Source organism: Paracoccus pacificus (assembly GCF_042680785.1).
GTDB lineage: Bacteria > Pseudomonadota > Alphaproteobacteria > Rhodobacterales > Rhodobacteraceae > Paracoccus > Paracoccus pacificus.
Map to the genome: position 1 here is coordinate 1 of NZ_JBHUEN010000029.1, position 15,530 is coordinate 15,530.

Annotated in this window: 23 protein-coding genes; 22 read left to right on the plus strand and 1 reads right to left on the minus strand. The window is 62.2% G+C overall.

What is annotated here, in order from left to right:
* Positions 1–260: 260 nt before the first annotated feature.
* The 12 genes from ACFSCT_RS10300 to ACFSCT_RS10355 all read left to right on the plus strand — a co-directional run bounded on the left by ACFSCT_RS10300 (position 261) and on the right by ACFSCT_RS10355 (position 8,296).
* Positions 261–1,211: a diacylglycerol/lipid kinase family protein gene (locus tag ACFSCT_RS10300; protein ID WP_379142474.1), complete on the plus strand. Its 951-nt coding sequence runs from the start codon at positions 261–263 to the stop codon at positions 1,209–1,211.
* Complete coding sequence (locus ACFSCT_RS10305) at positions 1,208–2,017, plus strand: metallophosphoesterase family protein (protein WP_379142476.1); 810 nt, start codon at positions 1,208–1,210, stop codon at positions 2,015–2,017. The genes ACFSCT_RS10300 and ACFSCT_RS10305 overlap by 4 nt, the downstream gene beginning before the upstream one ends.
* 239 nt (positions 2,018–2,256) lie before the next feature.
* Positions 2,257–2,568 carry a 30S ribosomal protein S10 gene (gene rpsJ / locus ACFSCT_RS10310; RefSeq protein WP_379142478.1) on the plus strand — a complete coding sequence of 104 codons (312 nt, stop codon included), beginning with the start codon at positions 2,257–2,259 and terminating at the stop codon, positions 2,566–2,568.
* A gap of 12 nt (positions 2,569–2,580) precedes the next feature.
* Entirely contained in the window at positions 2,581–3,492 is a 912-nt protein-coding gene (gene rplC, locus ACFSCT_RS10315; RefSeq protein WP_379142479.1) for a 50S ribosomal protein L3, read from the plus strand.
* Complete coding sequence (gene rplD / locus ACFSCT_RS10320; protein WP_379142481.1) at positions 3,489–4,109, plus strand: 50S ribosomal protein L4; 621 nt, start codon at positions 3,489–3,491, stop codon at positions 4,107–4,109. The genes rplC and rplD overlap by 4 nt, the downstream gene beginning before the upstream one ends.
* Entirely contained in the window at positions 4,106–4,402 is a 297-nt protein-coding gene (locus tag ACFSCT_RS10325) for a 50S ribosomal protein L23 (protein ID WP_379142483.1), read from the plus strand. Before rplD ends, ACFSCT_RS10325 begins: the two co-directional genes overlap by 4 nt.
* Before the next feature lie 95 nt (positions 4,403–4,497).
* Positions 4,498–5,334 (plus strand): 50S ribosomal protein L2, encoded by an 837-nt coding sequence (gene rplB / locus ACFSCT_RS10330; RefSeq protein WP_379142484.1) that lies wholly within the window; start codon positions 4,498–4,500, stop codon positions 5,332–5,334.
* A gap of 3 nt (positions 5,335–5,337) precedes the next feature.
* A complete protein-coding gene (gene rpsS / locus ACFSCT_RS10335; RefSeq protein ID WP_379142486.1) occupies positions 5,338–5,616 on the plus strand; it encodes a 30S ribosomal protein S19 in 279 nt (92 codons plus the stop codon).
* A gap of 5 nt (positions 5,617–5,621) precedes the next feature.
* Positions 5,622–6,002: a 50S ribosomal protein L22 gene (gene rplV, locus ACFSCT_RS10340; RefSeq protein WP_379142488.1), complete on the plus strand. Its 381-nt coding sequence runs from the start codon at positions 5,622–5,624 to the stop codon at positions 6,000–6,002.
* Positions 6,002–6,718 (plus strand): 30S ribosomal protein S3, encoded by a 717-nt coding sequence (rpsC, locus tag ACFSCT_RS10345; RefSeq protein WP_379142491.1) that lies wholly within the window; start codon positions 6,002–6,004, stop codon positions 6,716–6,718. Before rplV ends, rpsC begins: the two co-directional genes overlap by 1 nt.
* A 12-nt stretch (positions 6,719–6,730) precedes the next feature.
* Positions 6,731–7,144 (plus strand): 50S ribosomal protein L16, encoded by a 414-nt coding sequence (gene rplP / locus ACFSCT_RS10350; RefSeq protein WP_379142494.1) that lies wholly within the window; start codon positions 6,731–6,733, stop codon positions 7,142–7,144.
* A 171-nt stretch (positions 7,145–7,315) separates the two neighbouring features.
* On the plus strand, positions 7,316–8,296 hold the full coding sequence (locus ACFSCT_RS10355; RefSeq protein ID WP_379142496.1) for a magnesium transporter CorA family protein: 981 nt from the start codon (positions 7,316–7,318) through the stop codon (positions 8,294–8,296).
* Positions 8,297–8,545: 249 nt separating this feature from the next.
* Here the strand turns inward: ACFSCT_RS10355 and ACFSCT_RS10360 are convergent, their stop codons facing one another.
* A complete protein-coding gene (locus ACFSCT_RS10360) occupies positions 8,546–10,159 on the minus strand; it encodes a hypothetical protein (protein ID WP_379142498.1) in 1,614 nt (537 codons plus the stop codon).
* Between the two features lie 536 nt (positions 10,160–10,695).
* On the opposite strand from ACFSCT_RS10360, the gene ACFSCT_RS10365 reads away from it, so the two are divergent.
* From ACFSCT_RS10365 to rplR, 10 genes are all read left to right on the plus strand, one after another.
* Positions 10,696–11,823, plus strand: coding sequence for a Hint domain-containing protein (locus ACFSCT_RS10365; RefSeq protein WP_379142500.1), 1,128 nt, complete (start codon positions 10,696–10,698; stop codon positions 11,821–11,823).
* A gap of 165 nt (positions 11,824–11,988) precedes the next feature.
* Positions 11,989–12,195 (plus strand): 50S ribosomal protein L29, encoded by a 207-nt coding sequence (gene rpmC / locus ACFSCT_RS10370; RefSeq protein WP_379142502.1) that lies wholly within the window; start codon positions 11,989–11,991, stop codon positions 12,193–12,195.
* A gap of 12 nt (positions 12,196–12,207) precedes the next feature.
* Positions 12,208–12,456 carry a 30S ribosomal protein S17 gene (rpsQ, locus tag ACFSCT_RS10375; protein WP_379142504.1) on the plus strand — a complete coding sequence of 83 codons (249 nt, stop codon included), beginning with the start codon at positions 12,208–12,210 and terminating at the stop codon, positions 12,454–12,456.
* A 79-nt stretch (positions 12,457–12,535) separates the two neighbouring features.
* The gene (gene rplN, locus ACFSCT_RS10380) at positions 12,536–12,904 is read left to right on the plus strand and encodes a 50S ribosomal protein L14 (protein WP_022708219.1); all 369 of its coding nucleotides are present in this window, start codon (positions 12,536–12,538) and stop codon (positions 12,902–12,904) included.
* Entirely contained in the window at positions 12,904–13,209 is a 306-nt protein-coding gene (gene rplX / locus ACFSCT_RS10385) for a 50S ribosomal protein L24 (RefSeq protein WP_379142506.1), read from the plus strand. Before rplN ends, rplX begins: the two co-directional genes overlap by 1 nt.
* Complete coding sequence (gene rplE, locus ACFSCT_RS10390; protein ID WP_379142508.1) at positions 13,209–13,769, plus strand: 50S ribosomal protein L5; 561 nt, start codon at positions 13,209–13,211, stop codon at positions 13,767–13,769. Before rplX ends, rplE begins: the two co-directional genes overlap by 1 nt.
* Positions 13,770–13,787: 18 nt before the next feature.
* Positions 13,788–14,093, plus strand: a complete 306-nt coding sequence (gene rpsN, locus ACFSCT_RS10395) for a 30S ribosomal protein S14 (protein WP_379142510.1) — start codon at positions 13,788–13,790, stop codon at positions 14,091–14,093.
* A 9-nt stretch (positions 14,094–14,102) separates the two neighbouring features.
* Entirely contained in the window at positions 14,103–14,501 is a 399-nt protein-coding gene (rpsH, locus tag ACFSCT_RS10400; protein ID WP_379142512.1) for a 30S ribosomal protein S8, read from the plus strand.
* Between the two features lie 10 nt (positions 14,502–14,511).
* Positions 14,512–15,045: a 50S ribosomal protein L6 gene (rplF, locus tag ACFSCT_RS10405; RefSeq protein WP_379142514.1), complete on the plus strand. Its 534-nt coding sequence runs from the start codon at positions 14,512–14,514 to the stop codon at positions 15,043–15,045.
* Between the two features lie 11 nt (positions 15,046–15,056).
* Positions 15,057–15,416, plus strand: coding sequence for a 50S ribosomal protein L18 (gene rplR / locus ACFSCT_RS10410; protein ID WP_379142516.1), 360 nt, complete (start codon positions 15,057–15,059; stop codon positions 15,414–15,416).
* The last annotated feature ends 114 nt before the right edge of the window (positions 15,417–15,530 follow it).

The following is a 15,530-nucleotide window of genomic DNA, read 5'->3' on the forward strand; positions in this document are numbered from 1 at the left end:
CTGCAAATCTGAAAGCCCGTCCCGAAAGGGGCGGGCTTTTTCGTATGCCGGGGGAAGGGGGAGGCCGTTCCGTCATGCAAAGACCGGAAGCCCGCTTCAAGGGGACGGCTTTCGGCTGGGGGTCCGCCCGCTTCCGCGCCGTTATGCAAAGATCAATCAATGCGGCGCATAAAACGGGGATTTACCCCCGATCCGCTTAATCGGTGAACCCTTGGGCGACCAACGGGGTTGTGTCCCGACACAAACGAGCAGGACATGCCATGCAGGACACCCCCTTCGATCTGTCGCAAGCGCGTCTTTGCGTCATCCTGAACCTTGGATCGGGCAAGAAGGATGACGGCAAGGTCGCCGCGCGTATCCGCGAATTGCTGGAGCCGCGTTGCGCCGGCTTTGAACTGCGCCACGTCCACAAGGGCCGCGATATCGTTCCCTTCACCGAAAAGGCCGTCGCCGATGGCTTCGACGTGGTGGTCGCCGCCGGCGGCGATGGCACGCAATCGGCCGTGGCGGGCGTGCTGGCCGGTACCGATGTGGTCATGGGGGTCCTGCCCGGCGGCACCTTCAACTATTTCGCCCGTGATCTGGGCGTCGGCGAAGAGCTGGACGACGCGCTTGAAACAATCACCGACGCCAAGGTGATCGAGGTCGATGTCGGCGATATCGACGGGCTGGTGTTTCTGAACAACGTAAGCCTTGGCGCCTATCCGCATATCCTCAAGACCCGCGAGAATATCTATCGGCGCTGGGGACGCTCGCGGATCGCGGCCTATTGGTCGGTGCTGGTGGCCATGCGGCGTCTGCGCCGTCCGATGGACCTGACCGCGCATGTCGACGGCGAAGAACGGCATTTCACCACCGCGCTGGTCTTTGTGGCGCGCAGCGCCTATCAACTCGATTCTTTCGGGCTCGAGGGGGCCGATGCGATCAACCGGGGTGAATTCGCAGTGCTGATCGCCAAGGCCCGCAAGCCGCTGCCGCTCTTGCGTTCGGCGATGCGTCTTGCCTTGGGGTTTTCCGCGCAGGACAGCGATTTCGACGTGCTCACCACGGATGAACTGACCATCGAAACGCCCAAAAAACGTCAACTCGTCGCCCATGACGGGGAAAAATCGGCGATGAGATCGCCCTTGCATCTCAAGGTCCGCCATGCCGACTTGAAGGTGCTGGTGCCAGCCGATGGCCGCAACAAGACCGCCGAGGCCGAGAAGTGACCCGTGTCCTGCATCTGTCGGACCTGCATTTCGGCTATCACCGCGCCGCTTTGGTCGAGGAATTGCTGGATCTGGTCAATGCCGCCCGGGCCGATCTGGTGGTGGTGACGGGCGATCTGACCCATCGCGCCCGGTCCGAACAATTCACCGAGGCGGCCGGGTTTCTGGGCCGGATCGCTCCGCCGCTGATGGCGGTGCCGGGCAACCACGACGTGCCGCTTTACAATTTTCCGGTCCGGTTTCTGAAACCCTATGACGAGTACGAAGAGGCCATCAGCCCGGATCTTGCGCCCACGGGGGCGGCGGGCTGGGCGCGGGTGCACGGGGTGAACAGCGTCGACCCCCTTAAGTGGCAGCGCGGCGTGGTCCACCGCGCCGATATCACGCGCGTGCTGGACAGTCTGGAGCCGAAGATGGTCGAGATCGTGGCGATGCATCACCCGTTGCAGCAATTGCCGAGCGTCGACAAGGAACTCGCCCGCCGCGCGCCCGAGGCGCTTGGCCGGTTTGAAACTGCCGGCGTCCGGATCCTGCTGACCGGCCATCTGCACCGCTGGGATGCGGGCACGTTGCTGTCCTATGGCCATCCGCACATCTTGCAGGTTCAGGCCGGCACCGCGCTTTGCGCCCGGCCCAGCGACGTGCAGAACGAATTCGCCGTGCTGGATATCGACGGCGATGCGCTGCGGATCGAACGCCATGTCGCGCCGATGGACGAGCCGGGTTTCAGACCGCCGGAGTTCATGGAATTCGTCCGCGACGCCAAGGGCTGGCGGGTGGTGGCGGGTGCCGCCTGGGAGAAGTGACGGGCTCTCGGGTGGGTGAAGGTGCGGCATGTATAGGGTGTTATCCCCTTGACCTCGCCCCATCCCTGACGCTATACGCGCGCATCGCGACCGAATCCGCATTCTGAACGGGATTCGCTTGCATTTGCCGGGGCCGCCCGATATGGGGGCGGCCTTGCAGTTTTTATACGGTTCGACGCTGGCGCCGCATGGGGTGTCGTCAGCCTCTCAACTGGAACCCCCATCTGAAGGGGTGATACATGGCTATCAGCCAGAATATCCGCATTCGGCTCAAGGCGTTCGATTACCGCGTGCTGGACGCCAGCACGCAGGAAATCGTCAACACCGCCAAGCGCACGGGTGCCACGGTTCGCGGCCCGATTCCGCTGCCGAACAAGATCGAGAAATTCACCGTCCTGCGTGGCCCGCACATCGACAAGAAGTCGCGCGACCAGTGGGAAATCCGCACCCACAAGCGCCTGCTGGACATCGTCGACCCGACGCCCCAGACCGTTGACGCGCTGATGAAGCTCGACCTCGCCGCCGGCGTGGATGTCGAGATCAAGGTGTAAGGAGACCGTCCCATGTTGAGAACTGGTGTTATCGCCAAGAAGCTGGGCATGACCCGGCTGTTTCTGGAGGACGGCCGGCAGGTTCCGGTGACCGTCCTGCATCTGGACAATCTTCAGGTCGTGGCACAGCGCACCGCCGAGAAAGACGGCTATGTGGCCGTCCAACTGGGCGCGGGCGAAGCCAAGGCCAAGCGGGTGTCGGGCCCGATGCGCGGCCATTTCGCCGCCGCCAAGGTGGCGCCGAAGCGCAAGATCGCCGAATTCCGCGTCGCCGAGGAAAACCTGATCCCGGTGGGCGAGGAGATCATCGCCGACCATTACTTCGCCGGGCAGTTCGTGGATATCGCGGGTACCTCGATCGGTAAGGGTTTTGCCGGTGCGATGAAGCGTCACAACTTTGGCGGTCTGCGGGCCAGCCACGGTGTGTCGATCAGCCACCGCTCGCACGGCTCGACCGGCCAGTGTCAGGATCCGGGCAAGGTGTTCAAGGGCAAGAAGATGGCTGGCCATCTTGGCGCCGTCCGCGTCACCACCCAGAACCTGCAGGTCATCAAGACCGACAGCGACCGTGGCCTGATCATGGTCAAAGGTTCGGTTCCGGGCTCGAAAGGTGGCTGGGTCACGATCAAGGATGCGGTCAAGAAGGCCCAGCCCGATAACGTGATCACCCCCGCCGCGACCCGTTCGAAGCAGAAAGAAGCCCACCGTCTGGCCGAAGAAGCCGCCGCCGCCGCGGCCGCCGAGGAAGAAGCCGCCCGCAAGGCGCAGGCCGAGGCCGAAGCCGCCGCGCAGGAAGCCGCGCTGGCCGAAGCCGAGGCGTCGATCGCGGCCGACAAGGAAGCCGCCGATCCGAACGCCGACAAGGCGGTTGAACTGGACGAAGCCCCCAAGGCAGATGATTCCGCCGAAGGAGAAGAGAAATGAAACTTGACGTGATCAAGCTCGACTCCGGCAAGGCCGGGTCCATCGACCTGGACGATGCGATCTTCGGGCTGGAGCCGCGCGCCGACCTGTTGCACCGCGTGGTGCGCTGGCAGCGTGCCAAGGCCCAGGCCGGGACGCATTCGACGCTGGGCAAGTCCGAGGTCAGCTATTCGACCAAGAAGATCTATCGCCAGAAGGGCACCGGCGGCGCACGCCACGGCTCGCGCAAGGCGCCGATCTTCCGCAAGGGCGGCATCTACAAGGGCCCGGTTCCGCGCAGCCATGCGTTCGACCTGCCCAAGAAGGTGCGCGCGCTCGGCCTGAAGCATGCGCTGTCGGCCAAGGCAAATGCCGGCGAACTGGTCGTGATCGAGGATCTGAACCTCGCCGATGCCAAGACCTCGGCCGTCGCCAAGGCGGTCAAGGAAAACGGCTGGAAGCGCGTTCTGGTCATCGACGGCTCGGAAGTGAACGAGAACTTCGCCATCGCCGCCCGTAACCTTGAAGGGGTGGACGTGCTGCCCTCGATGGGTGCCAACGTTTATGACATCCTGCGCCGTGACACGCTTGTCATCACCCGCGCCGGTGTCGAAGCTCTGGAGGCTCGCCTGAAATGAGCGCGAAACCCGAACATTACGACGTGATCGTCAAGCCGATGATCACCGAAAAGGCGACCATGGTTTCCGAAGTGAACGCGGTTGTCTTCGAGGTGGCGAAATCGGCCAACAAACCGCAGATCAAGGAAGCGGTCGAGGCCCTGTTCGGCGTCAAGGTGAAGGCGGTCAACACCACCATCACCAAAGGCAAGGTCAAGAAGTTCCGCGGCCGCACCGGCCAGCGCAGCGACGTGAAGAAAGCCTATGTGACGCTGGAAGAAGGCAACACCATCGACGTGAACACGGGGCTCTGATATAGCACCCGCGACTCGGCGGTCCCGGAAACGGGGCCGCAGTTCATTTTACGAAACGGACCAATCCTGGTCCAAAGCAACGGAAGACAGAAAGCATGGCACTCAAGTCGTATAAACCGACGACGCCTGGCCAGCGTGGGCTGGTTCTGATCGACCGTTCGGAGCTTTGGAAAGGGCGCCCGGTCAAATCCCTCACCGAGGGTTTGACCAAAAGCGGCGGCCGGAACAACACCGGACGGATCACGATGCGCCGCATGGGCGGCGGGGCGAAGCGTCTGTATCGCATCATTGATTTCAAACGCACCAAATTCGATGTGACCGCGACGGTCGAGCGGATCGAATACGATCCCAACCGCACCGCGTTCATCGCGCTGGTGAACTATGACGACGGCGAGCGCGCCTATATCCTGGCGCCGCAGCGTCTGGCCGTGGGCGACAAGGTGATCGCCGGCGCCAAGGTCGACGTGAAGCCCGGCAACGCGATGCCGTTCAGCGGCATGCCGATCGGGACCATCGTCCACAATGTCGAGCTGAAGCCCGGCAAGGGCGGCCAGATCGCCCGTTCGGCGGGCACCTACGCCCAGTTCGTCGGCCGTGACGGCGGCTATGCGCAGATCCGCCTGTCCTCGGGCGAGTTGCGGATGGTGCGTCAGGAATGCATGGCGACCATCGGTGCGGTGTCGAACGCCGACCACTCGAACCAGAACCTGGGCAAGGCCGGGCGCAGCCGCCACATGGGCATCCGCCCCTCGGTGCGCGGTGTCGCGATGAACCCGATCGACCACCCGCATGGCGGCGGCGAAGGCCGTACCTCGGGCGGCCGTCATCCGGTTACCCCCTGGGGCAAGGGCACCAAGGGTAACAAGACCCGCAAGAACAAGCAGACCGACAAGTATATCGTCCGGTCGCGCAACGCGAAGAAGGGACGTTAATCCATGGCACGTTCTGTTTGGAAGGGCCCCTTTGTCGACGCCTATGTGCTGCGCAAAGCCGAAAAGGCCCGCGAGTCCGGTCGTTCGGACGTGATCAAGATCTGGTCGCGCCGTTCCACCATCCTGCCGCAATTCGTCGGACTGACTTTCGGCGTCTACAACGGCAAGAAACATATCCCGGTCAACGTGTCCGAGGAGATGATCGGCCAGAAGTTCGGTGAATACTCGCCGACGCGGACCTATTACGGTCACGCCGCCGACAAGAAAGCGAAAAGGAAGTAATCGTCATGGGTAAGGAAAAGAATCCGCGCCGCGTGGCGGAGAACGAAGCGATGGCGAAGACCAAGATGCTTCGCACCTCGCCGCAGAAGCTGAATCTGGTCGCCGCCATGATCCGCGGCAAGAAGGTCGAAAAGGCGCTTGCCGATCTGACCTTCTCGAAACGCCGGATCGCGGGCGACGTGAAGAAATGCCTTCAGTCCGCCATCGCCAACGCCGAAAACAACCACAGCCTTGACGTCGACAGCCTGGTCGTCGCCGAAGCCTGGGTCGGCAAGAACCTGGTGATGAAGCGTGGCCGCCCGCGGGCGCGTGGCCGTTTTGGCAAGATCATGAAGCCGTTTTCGGAAATCACCATCAAGGTGCGTCAAGTTGAGGAGCGTGCGTAATGGGTCAGAAGGTTAACCCCATTGGGATGCGTCTTCAGGTCAACCGCACCTGGGACAGCCGCTGGTATGCCGACGACAAGGATTATGGCAACCTGCTGCTCGAGGATCTGAAGATCCGCGACTTCATCCACAAGGAAGCCAAGCAGGCCGGCGTCAGCCGCGTCGTCATCGAGCGTCCGCACAAGAAATGCCGCGTCACGATCTATGCCGCCCGTCCGGGTGTCATCATCGGCCGCAAGGGCGCCGATATCGAAACGCTGCGCAAGAAGCTGGCGAATTTCACCGATTCGGAACTGCACCTCAACATCGTCGAGGTCCGCAAGCCCGAGCTGGACGCCCAGCTGGTCGCGGAATCGATCGCCCAGCAGCTCGAGCGCCGGGTTTCGTTCCGCCGCGCCATGAAGCGGGCGGTGCAGAACGCCATGCGCATGGGTGCCCTCGGCATCCGCGTGAACGTCGCCGGCCGTCTGGGCGGCGCCGAGATCGCGCGGACCGAATGGTACCGTGAGGGCCGCGTGCCGCTGCACACCCTGCGCGCCGACATCGACTATGCGCTGTCCGAAGCCTCGACCCCTTACGGGATCATCGGGGTGAAGGTGTGGATCTTCAAAGGCGAGATCATGGAACATGATCCGCAGGCCCGCGACCGCAAGGCCACCGAAGCCCAGGACGGCCCCGCGCCGCGTGGGCCGCGCCGCGACCGCGACGCCCGCTAAGGAGTAGATGATATGCTGCAACCGAAACGGACGAAGTTCCGCAAGCAGTTCAAAGGCCGGATTCACGGCGAAGCCAAGGGCGGGTTCAACCTGAACTTCGGCAGTTACGCGCTGAAGGCCACTGAACCCGAGCGTGTCACCGCACGCCAGATCGAAGCGGCCCGCCGCGCGATCACCCGTCACATGAAGCGTCAGGGCCGGGTCTGGATCCGGGTGTTCCCGGACGTTCCGGTTTCTTCGAAGCCGACCGAAGTGCGTATGGGTAAGGGCAAGGGCTCGGTCGATTACTGGGCCGCCCGCGTCCATCCCGGCCGGATCATGTTCGAGATCGACGGGGTAAGCGACGAAATCGCCCGCGAGGCCCTGCGCCTTGGCGCGATGAAACTGCCGGTCCTGACCCGGATCGTGCATCGCGAAGACTGGTAAGACCGGTGCGTGCAGGCACGCATCCACGCAAGACATGACGAAACGCCCCGCCGATCACCGATGGGGCGTTTTGTTTTGGCGGTTCTGGGCCTGCCGAAAAACAGATGTTACAAAACCGGCTTTCTATGCGGTCAGGCTGGACAGCCGACAACTCGCGGAAAGGATCCATGAATGCTGTATAGCTACGCAAGCCGGGATGGCCGGATAACGACGCTCGAGAACCCGCAGGATCCGGCGACGTCGCGCCCCGTCTGGTTGGACCTTTACCAGCCCACCACCGACGAGGTGAAGTTCGTCGAGACGCTTCTGGGCATTGATATTCCGACCCGCGACGAAATGGCCGAAATCGAGCTTTCGGACCGGTTGTACCGCGAGGATAATGCCGATTTCATGACCATCACGGCGGTCGCCAATATCGCCGAGGACGCCTGCAAGGTTCCGGTCACCTTCATCATCAAGGGCCAGACGCTGGTCACCGTGCGTCACGCGAACCCCAGATCATTCGCGATCTATGCGGCACGGGCGCAGAAAGATCGGACCGACCTGTATACCTCGGGCGAAATGGTCATGTTCGGCCTGCTCGAGGCGATCATCGACCGGACCGCCGACGCGCTGGAGCGTATCGGTGACGAGATCGACGCGATCTCGCGCGAGGTCTTTCGCAACAAATCGACCAGCGCCACGAAAAAGACGCGGGATCTTCAATCGCTGATCGAGCAGATCGGCCGCAAGGGCGATTTGCTGACCAAGCTTCGGGAAAGCCTGGTCAGCGTCGCGCGAATGGTTGCCTATCACAGCGCGGGCGAGGCGGCCTCGCACAAGGCCGGCAAGGACGTCCGGCAGCGCAGCAAGCTGATACAGCGCGACGTGACGGCACTGGGCGATCACGCGGTATCGCTGTCGGGCAGCATCAATTTCCTGCTCGACGCGACGCTGGGACTGATCAACCTCGAGCAGAACCAGATCATCAAGATTTTCTCGGTCGCCGCGGTGGTGTTTCTGCCGCCGACGCTGGTGGCGTCGATCTATGGCATGAACTTCGACGTCATGCCGGAACTGAAATGGACGCTGGGCTATCCTTGGGCTCTGGGGCTGATGGTCATGTCGGCGGTGCTGCCGTTTCTATACTTCAAGCGGCGCGGCTGGCTGTAAGACGGGCAGGGCTGCGTCTGGGTTTTCGCGGCATCGACGACTGGTTCGCGGGAACGGCATCGGCGGTTTCGGGGCGATAGGACCCCGATGGGCCACGACGACCGGCGAGACCATTACCCGCCCGGATGCGATCGCCGCGCGCGCGATACCGGGCGCACGGCATACGGGTGGCGCGGCCCCTTTGAAATATGACAGGGCCCCGCCGTGACCGGCGGGGCCCATTGAACCGGCAAGCGCCGCGATCCGAGATCAGGCGTTGGCGGCCGCCGAAGGCGTTATGGTGAAGTCGGACGGCTTCAGGTCCGTAACCCCCTCAAGCCAGATGACACCATGACCGGGGCGGGTTGTCGTCACATCCTGGCCGTCGATATTGACGGTCTGTGTAACATCATATTTGAGAACCAGACTGCTGCCTTTGCCGTCGTCCGACGCGACGATTTCATAGCCCGTGTAAACGGCGTTATCATTTTCGGAAGTCGGGTCGATAAGCAGCGTGTCCAGGCCGGGAACGAAATCGGAAATGGATCCGACTTCATAGGCGACAACCTCACCCGCTTCGGTCTGGCTCTGGAACGCGTTCAGGATATCGACATTGAACGTGTCAGCACCCGCACCCCCGGCCAGAACTGGGCCAGAGAAATACTCATCACCGGTTCCGTTGAAATAGGCGCTGATGGTGTCGTCGCCCGCACCGGCATCGACGCTGCGCACCTCGGCACCGGTAACAGCGCCTTTGCCAAGGGTGATGTCATCGTCACCGGTGCCGCCGGTGATATAGGACCGGCTGATCTCGCCGACAAAGATCGTGTCGTTGCCCGCGCCGCCGTCGATGTCCACGCTATAGCCCTGGGCGTAGCTGACCAGATCGTCGCCATTGCCCGCGTCGATGTTACGCGTCCCCACCGTGGTTATCGTGTCATTTCCACCCAGACCGACGACATCGGGAACATAGGTCGCGGAATCATCAATCAGATCCGCGCCTTCGGTCGGCGCATCGGGAATGCCGTCATCCACCCTTATCATGCCGTTGGTCAGCATGGTTTCGGTGACGCTGACCCCTTCCAGCACGATGGTGCTGGTGACGTTTTCGTATCCTGCGGACCCGTCGGGCATCGTGACCGGAACCTGATAGTGAACCAGGACATTGGTGCGCAGGTCGCCATCCTCGACGGTTCCCAAACGTTCCAGCTCGAATCCTTTATAGGATGCGCCGGAAGCATTGGTGTTGGGATCGATGTGAAGCTTGTCGGTGGCCACATCGTAATCCTTGATGATCGCCGCCGGCGCCGCCGTCCCGTTCAGGTTGACGGTGCTGCTGTCCAGCGTGATCTCGAACGCATCGTCGCCCGCGCCGCCGGTCAGGCTGGGGGCCATGTCGCCCTCGGCCGGCGCGATCGAGGCGTTGACGCGCAGAACATCATCGCCGTCGCCGCCCAGCAGCGACGAGCCGATGCTGTCGGTTCGGGTCGCGGCGTTCAGGGACAGCGTGTCATTACCCGCGCCACCTTCGAGCGTGCTGCCGATCGCACCGTGTACCGTGATGCTGTCGTTGCCGTCGCCGCCGTCGATCCGGTTGCCGTCGGCCAGATCGTAAGTGATCACGTCATCGCCCGCGCCGCCGTTGGTGTCGGGCAGGCCGGGATCGGCCGCATCCGGGTCGTGGCTTAGCGTGATGGTGTCGTTTCCGCCCAGCCCGTCCAGAACGGTCATCCCGGCGGTGTCGTTGGAATCGGCTTCGATCAGATCGTCGCCCTCGGTCGGTTCGGGCGGATCGGGGTCATCCTCATTGCCGTCCCCGTTATTGGTAATCGCGGCAAGCAACCCGAGCAGCAACAACCCCGGCGCGAGAAGAGAGTATTCCATGACTGTTGAACCCCATAAATTTGTAATCACTTTCGAGTGTACGTCGGATTCCGCGGTTTCAAAGTGAATTTTTGCTATCTTTTTGGCAGGTTCGCGCGGTTTTGCGCGCCGCGTCATCCCGCGGGCTTTCGGGCGAGAAGGGTGGTGACCGTTTCGGTGAGGGGCGGCCGAAAATCTTTATGAAGTAATAAGAGGTTATGCTTCAGAGGGGTGCGAACGGGTGCAGGTACGGCACCAGTTCCGTGGACCTTGGCGATGCCTGCGGGGCAGATGCTGGGGCGCGATGAGGGACCCGCATAGTGTGGGTTTTTCGGTGAGGCGATTCTGCATCGTCCACCCTCGGATTCGCGCGGGAAAACGCCGTCCTGACGTAACGTTAGGGGATTTTTGTGATGTCGAACTGACGAAAAAGAAGGGATGCGCTGTCGGGCAATTATGTTAATAATTATGAAGCTGGCGTGACGTGGCCCTGACGCGGCCCTATCGTGCCCGACGTCGAAATCGTAACGAATGAATTTTTAGGAGTTATCGGCAAGATGGCGACCAAGACCGTCAACTGGATGTGGATCGGAAACGACGACCAGTACAATTCGACCCCCCAAACAAACATGACCGATGCAGAGCTTGCCAAGCTGATCGGTGTGTCCGCGACCGGAAGCAAGCAGATCAAGCCGGTCAAGGTAACTGGCGAGCTCAACCAGAGCAATTTTCAGGACACCTTCAACCCGAACGGCGGCGGGGGAACGAACATGTCCTACACCGATCCGGTGGGCAATGTTCCTGTGACGAACGTCAAGATTACCGCATTCCTCGATGTCGATTACAAGATTACTCTGGGCGACGGCAGCACGACGACGCAAAAAGGTGTGTTCATCCAGATGAGCAACGGCGACATGTTCTTTCGCCCGAACGCGTACTATGTAAATGAATGGGACAACATCACGGTTATACAGAAGGTCGAAATCGTCTCGGTGGCCAGATTTGCGGATAGCTCGGCGGTCAACCCGAACGTCTCCTTCAAGCCGACGATCTTCGATGTCGAAATCGTCTGCTTCGTCGCCGGCACGATGATCGCGACGCCCGAAGGTCCGCGCGCGGTCGAGACGCTGCGGGCTGGGGATCTTGTCCTGACCGCCGATCACGGTCCGCGCCCGCTGGCGTGGGTCGGAAGCCGCAGTCTTGATACGCGCCATCAGGAAAACCTGCGCCCGATCCGCATCCGCGCCGGCGCTTTGGGGCAGGGGCTGCCCGAGGCGGATCTTCGGGTCTCGCCGCAGCATCGCATACTGGTGCGCTCCAATATCGCCCGGACCATGTTCGGCACCGACGAGGTGTTGGTCGCCGCGAAACATCTGACCGGGCTGCCCGGCATCGAGATTGAGCCCGGCGACGCGTCGGTCGGCTATGTGCATCTGCTGTTCGACCGCCACGAGTTGGTGTTCGCCAACGGCGCGGTGTCGGAATCGCTGTTCACCGGTCCGCAGGCATTGAAAATGGTGTCGGCGCAGGCGCGTGACGAGATTCTGGCGCTGTTCCCCGAACTCGCGCAGACCGGCGCAGAGATCGAAAGGGCCGTCCCGGCGCGGCTGCTGGTGAAGGGCAGCGAAGGCCGCAAACTGGCCGAGCGTCATCAGCGAAACGGCAAGCCGGTCCTGCACGCCTAGGCCGGCACGCGGCGCGCCCCGGATTTTTCCGCAGGTTCCGGCGCGAAACGCTTGCCAATCGGGCCCGACCGCTGTATGGGACGGCCTTCATCATGAACTCCACCGGAATCAGGGTGGCCTGGAGAGAAGCCAGGGCCCTCCGGTGATGTTGAAAGGAACAGCGCCATGAACGCGCAGGAACTGAAATCGAAGACGCCCGAACAGCTGCGCGATCAGCTGGTCGCGCTGAAGAAGGAAGCGTTCAATCTGCGCTTCCAGCAGGCCACCGGCCAGCTTGAGAACACCGCACGCATGCGCGCCGTCCGTCGTGACGTCGCCCGCGTCAACACCATTCTGAATCAGAAAGCGGCCGACGCCGCGGCCTCGAAGTAAGGAGTTCGGCACATGCCCAAACGCATCCTGCAAGGCACGGTGACGAGCGACAAGAACGAACAGACCATCACGGTTCTGGTCGAGCGCCGCTTCAAGCATCCGCTGCTGCACAAGACCGTTCGTAAGTCCAAGAAATACCGGGCGCACGACGAAAATAACCAGTTCAAGACCGGCGACACCGTTCGTATCATCGAATGCGCGCCGATCTCGAAAACGAAACGCTGGACCGTTCTGACGGAAACTGCCGAAGCGCAGGCCTGATTTTCAGTCCAGTTTGATCGAAACCCTGGGGCCGCCAATCCTGTAAGCCGGTCGGTCCCCAAAGGTCGGGAGAAAACCTATGATCCAGATGCAGACCAATCTGGATGTCGCTGACAACTCCGGCGCGCGCCGGGTTCAGTGCATCAAGGTCCTGGGCGGCTCGCACCGGCGCTATGCGTCGGTGGGCGACATCATCGTCGTCTCCGTCAAGGAAGCCATTCCGCGCGGCCGCGTGAAGAAGGGCGACGTCCGCAAGGCCGTCGTCGTGCGCACCGCCAAGGAAGTCAACCGTGAAGACGGCACCTCGATCCGCTTCGACCGCAACGCCGCCGTCATCCTGAACAACCAGGGTGAGCCGGTGGGCACCCGTATTTTCGGGCCGGTCGTGCGCGAGCTGCGGGCCAAGAACTTCATGAAGATCATCTCGCTTGCGCCGGAGGTGCTGTGATGGCTGCCAAGCTGAAAAAAGGCGACAAGGTCATCGTGCTGGCCGGCAAGGACAAGGGCAAGCAGGGCGAAATCACCGCCGTCATGCCCGCCGATAACAAGGCCATCGTTGAAGGCGTGAACATCGCGATCCGCCACACCCGCCAGTCGCAGTCAAGCCAGGGCGGCCGCGTGGCCAAACCGATGCCGATCGACCTGTCCAATCTGGCTGTCATGGACAAGAACGGCAAACCCACCCGCGTCGGCTTCCGCGTTGAAGACGGCAAGAAGGTGCGTTTCGCCAAGACCACGGGGGATGTGCTCTGATGCTGGACGCGCAGAACTATACGCCGCGCCTGAAGACGCTGTACCGCGACAAGCTGCGGGCCAGCCTGAAGGAAGAATTCGGCTACAAGAACGACATGCAGATCCCGCGTCTGGACAAGATCGTCCTGAACATGGGCATCGGCGAGGCCGTCAAGGACACCAAAAAGGTCAAGCAGGGCGCGGAAGAGCTTTCGCTGATCGCCGGCCAGAAGGCCGTCATCACCCACGCCAAGAACTCGATCGCCGGGTTCCGCGTGCGCGAGGACATGCCGCTGGGCTGCAAGGTCACGCTGCGCGGCGACCGGATGTATGAATTCCTGGACCGCCTGATCAACATCGCGCTGCCCCGCGTCCGCGACTTCCGCGGCGTCAAGGGCACCTCTTTCGACGGCCGCGGCAACTATGCCATGGGCCTGAAGGAGCACATCGTTTTCCCGGAAATCAACTTCGACAAGGTCGACGAAGTTCTGGGGATGGACATCATCATCTGCACCACCGCGAAAACCGACGCGGAAGCGAAGGCACTGTTGAAGCTGTTCAACATGCCTTTCACCAGCTGATCGCGGGAGGATATTGATATGGCAAAAAAATCCATGATCGAACGGCAGAAAAAGCGGGAAAAGCTGGTGGCGCAATACGCCGCCAAGCGTGCCGCGCTTGCCGAAACCGTCAAAGACCAGTCCCTGCCCATGGAAGAGCGCTTCAAGGCCAGCCTGAAACTGGCTGAACTGCCGCGCAACTCCTCGGCGACGCGCCTGAACAACCGGTGCCAACTGACCGGCCGTCCGCGCGCGTATTATCGCAAACTGAAACTGTCGCGGATCATGCTGCGCGAGCTCGGCTCGTTCGGCCAGATCCCCGGCATGGTCAAATCGAGCTGGTAAGGGGGCATTATGTCTATGAACGATCCTCTCGGCGATATGCTGACCCGCATCCGCAACGCTCAGATGCGCGGCAAATCGACCGTCCGCACCCCGGCCAGCAAGCTGCGCGCCTGGGTTCTGGATGTGCTGAAAGACGAAGGCTACATCCGCGGTTATGAAGCGGCGACTTCCAAGGACGGGCATCCCGAACTGGAAATCAGCCTGAAATACTTCGAGGGCACTCCGGTCATCCGCGAAATCGCGCGCGTGTCCAAGCCCGGTCGCCGGGTCTATGCCGGCGCGCAGGAAATCCCCCATGTCCGCAACGGGCTGGGTGTCTCCATCGTGTCCACGCCCAAGGGCGTCATGTCGGATGCAGCGGCTCGCAACGCCAACGTCGGCGGCGAAGTCCTCTGCACCGTGTTCTAAGGAGGGCAGCATGTCTCGGATTGGTAAAAAGCCGGTCGAACTGCCCCAGGGCGTGACGGCGAATATCGACGGCCAGTCGATCGAGGTGAAGGGGCCGAAAGGCACCCGTTCCTTCACCGCGACCGACGACGTGACCATCGAACTGAAAGACGGCGCGGTCACCGTGACCCCGCGCGGCACGTCCAAACGGGCGCGCCAGCAGTGGGGCATGTCGCGCTCGATGGTGGAAAACCTGATCACCGGCGTCACCACCGGCTTCAAGAAAGAGCTGGAAATTCAGGGCGTCGGCTATCGTGCAACCATGCAGGGCAAGACCCTGAAACTGGCGCTTGGCTACAGCCACGACGTGGATTTCGAGGTTCCGGAAGGCGTGACCATCACCGCCCCGAAGCAGACCGAAATCGTCGTCGAGGGCATCGACCAGCAACTGGTCGGTCAGGTCGCCGCGAACATCCGCGAGTGGCGCCGCCCCGAGCCCTACAAGGGCAAGGGCATCCGCTACAAGGGTGAGAGCATCTTCCGCAAGGAAGGCAAGAAAAAGTAAAGGGGCGCAAAATGGCACTGAACAAAAGAGGACTGTTCCAGAAGCGCCGCCTGCGCGTACGGAACAAACTGCGCGGCCTGGCCAACGGCCGTCCGCGCCTGTCGGTTCACCGCTCGTCGAAGAACATCAGCGTGCAGCTGATCGACGATGTCCAGGGTGTGACGCTGGCTTCGGCCTCGTCGCTGGAAAAGGACCTGGGCGTGGTGGGCAAGAACAACGTCGAAGCCGCCGCCAAGATCGGCGCGGCGATCGCGGAACGGGCCAAGAAGGCCGGCGTGGAAGAGGTGATCTTCGATCGCGGCGGCTTCCTGTTCCACGGCAAGATCAAGGCACTGGCAGACGCGGCGCGCGAAGGCGGGCTGAAGTTCTGATCTCTTGCGGGCGGCGTGGCCGGTGACGGTCCCGCCGCCCCGATGATCCGGGGGCGCCGCCATGCGCGATGCCCACCAGGATTGGATCCAACGGCGTGGCAAAAGCGCCAGATA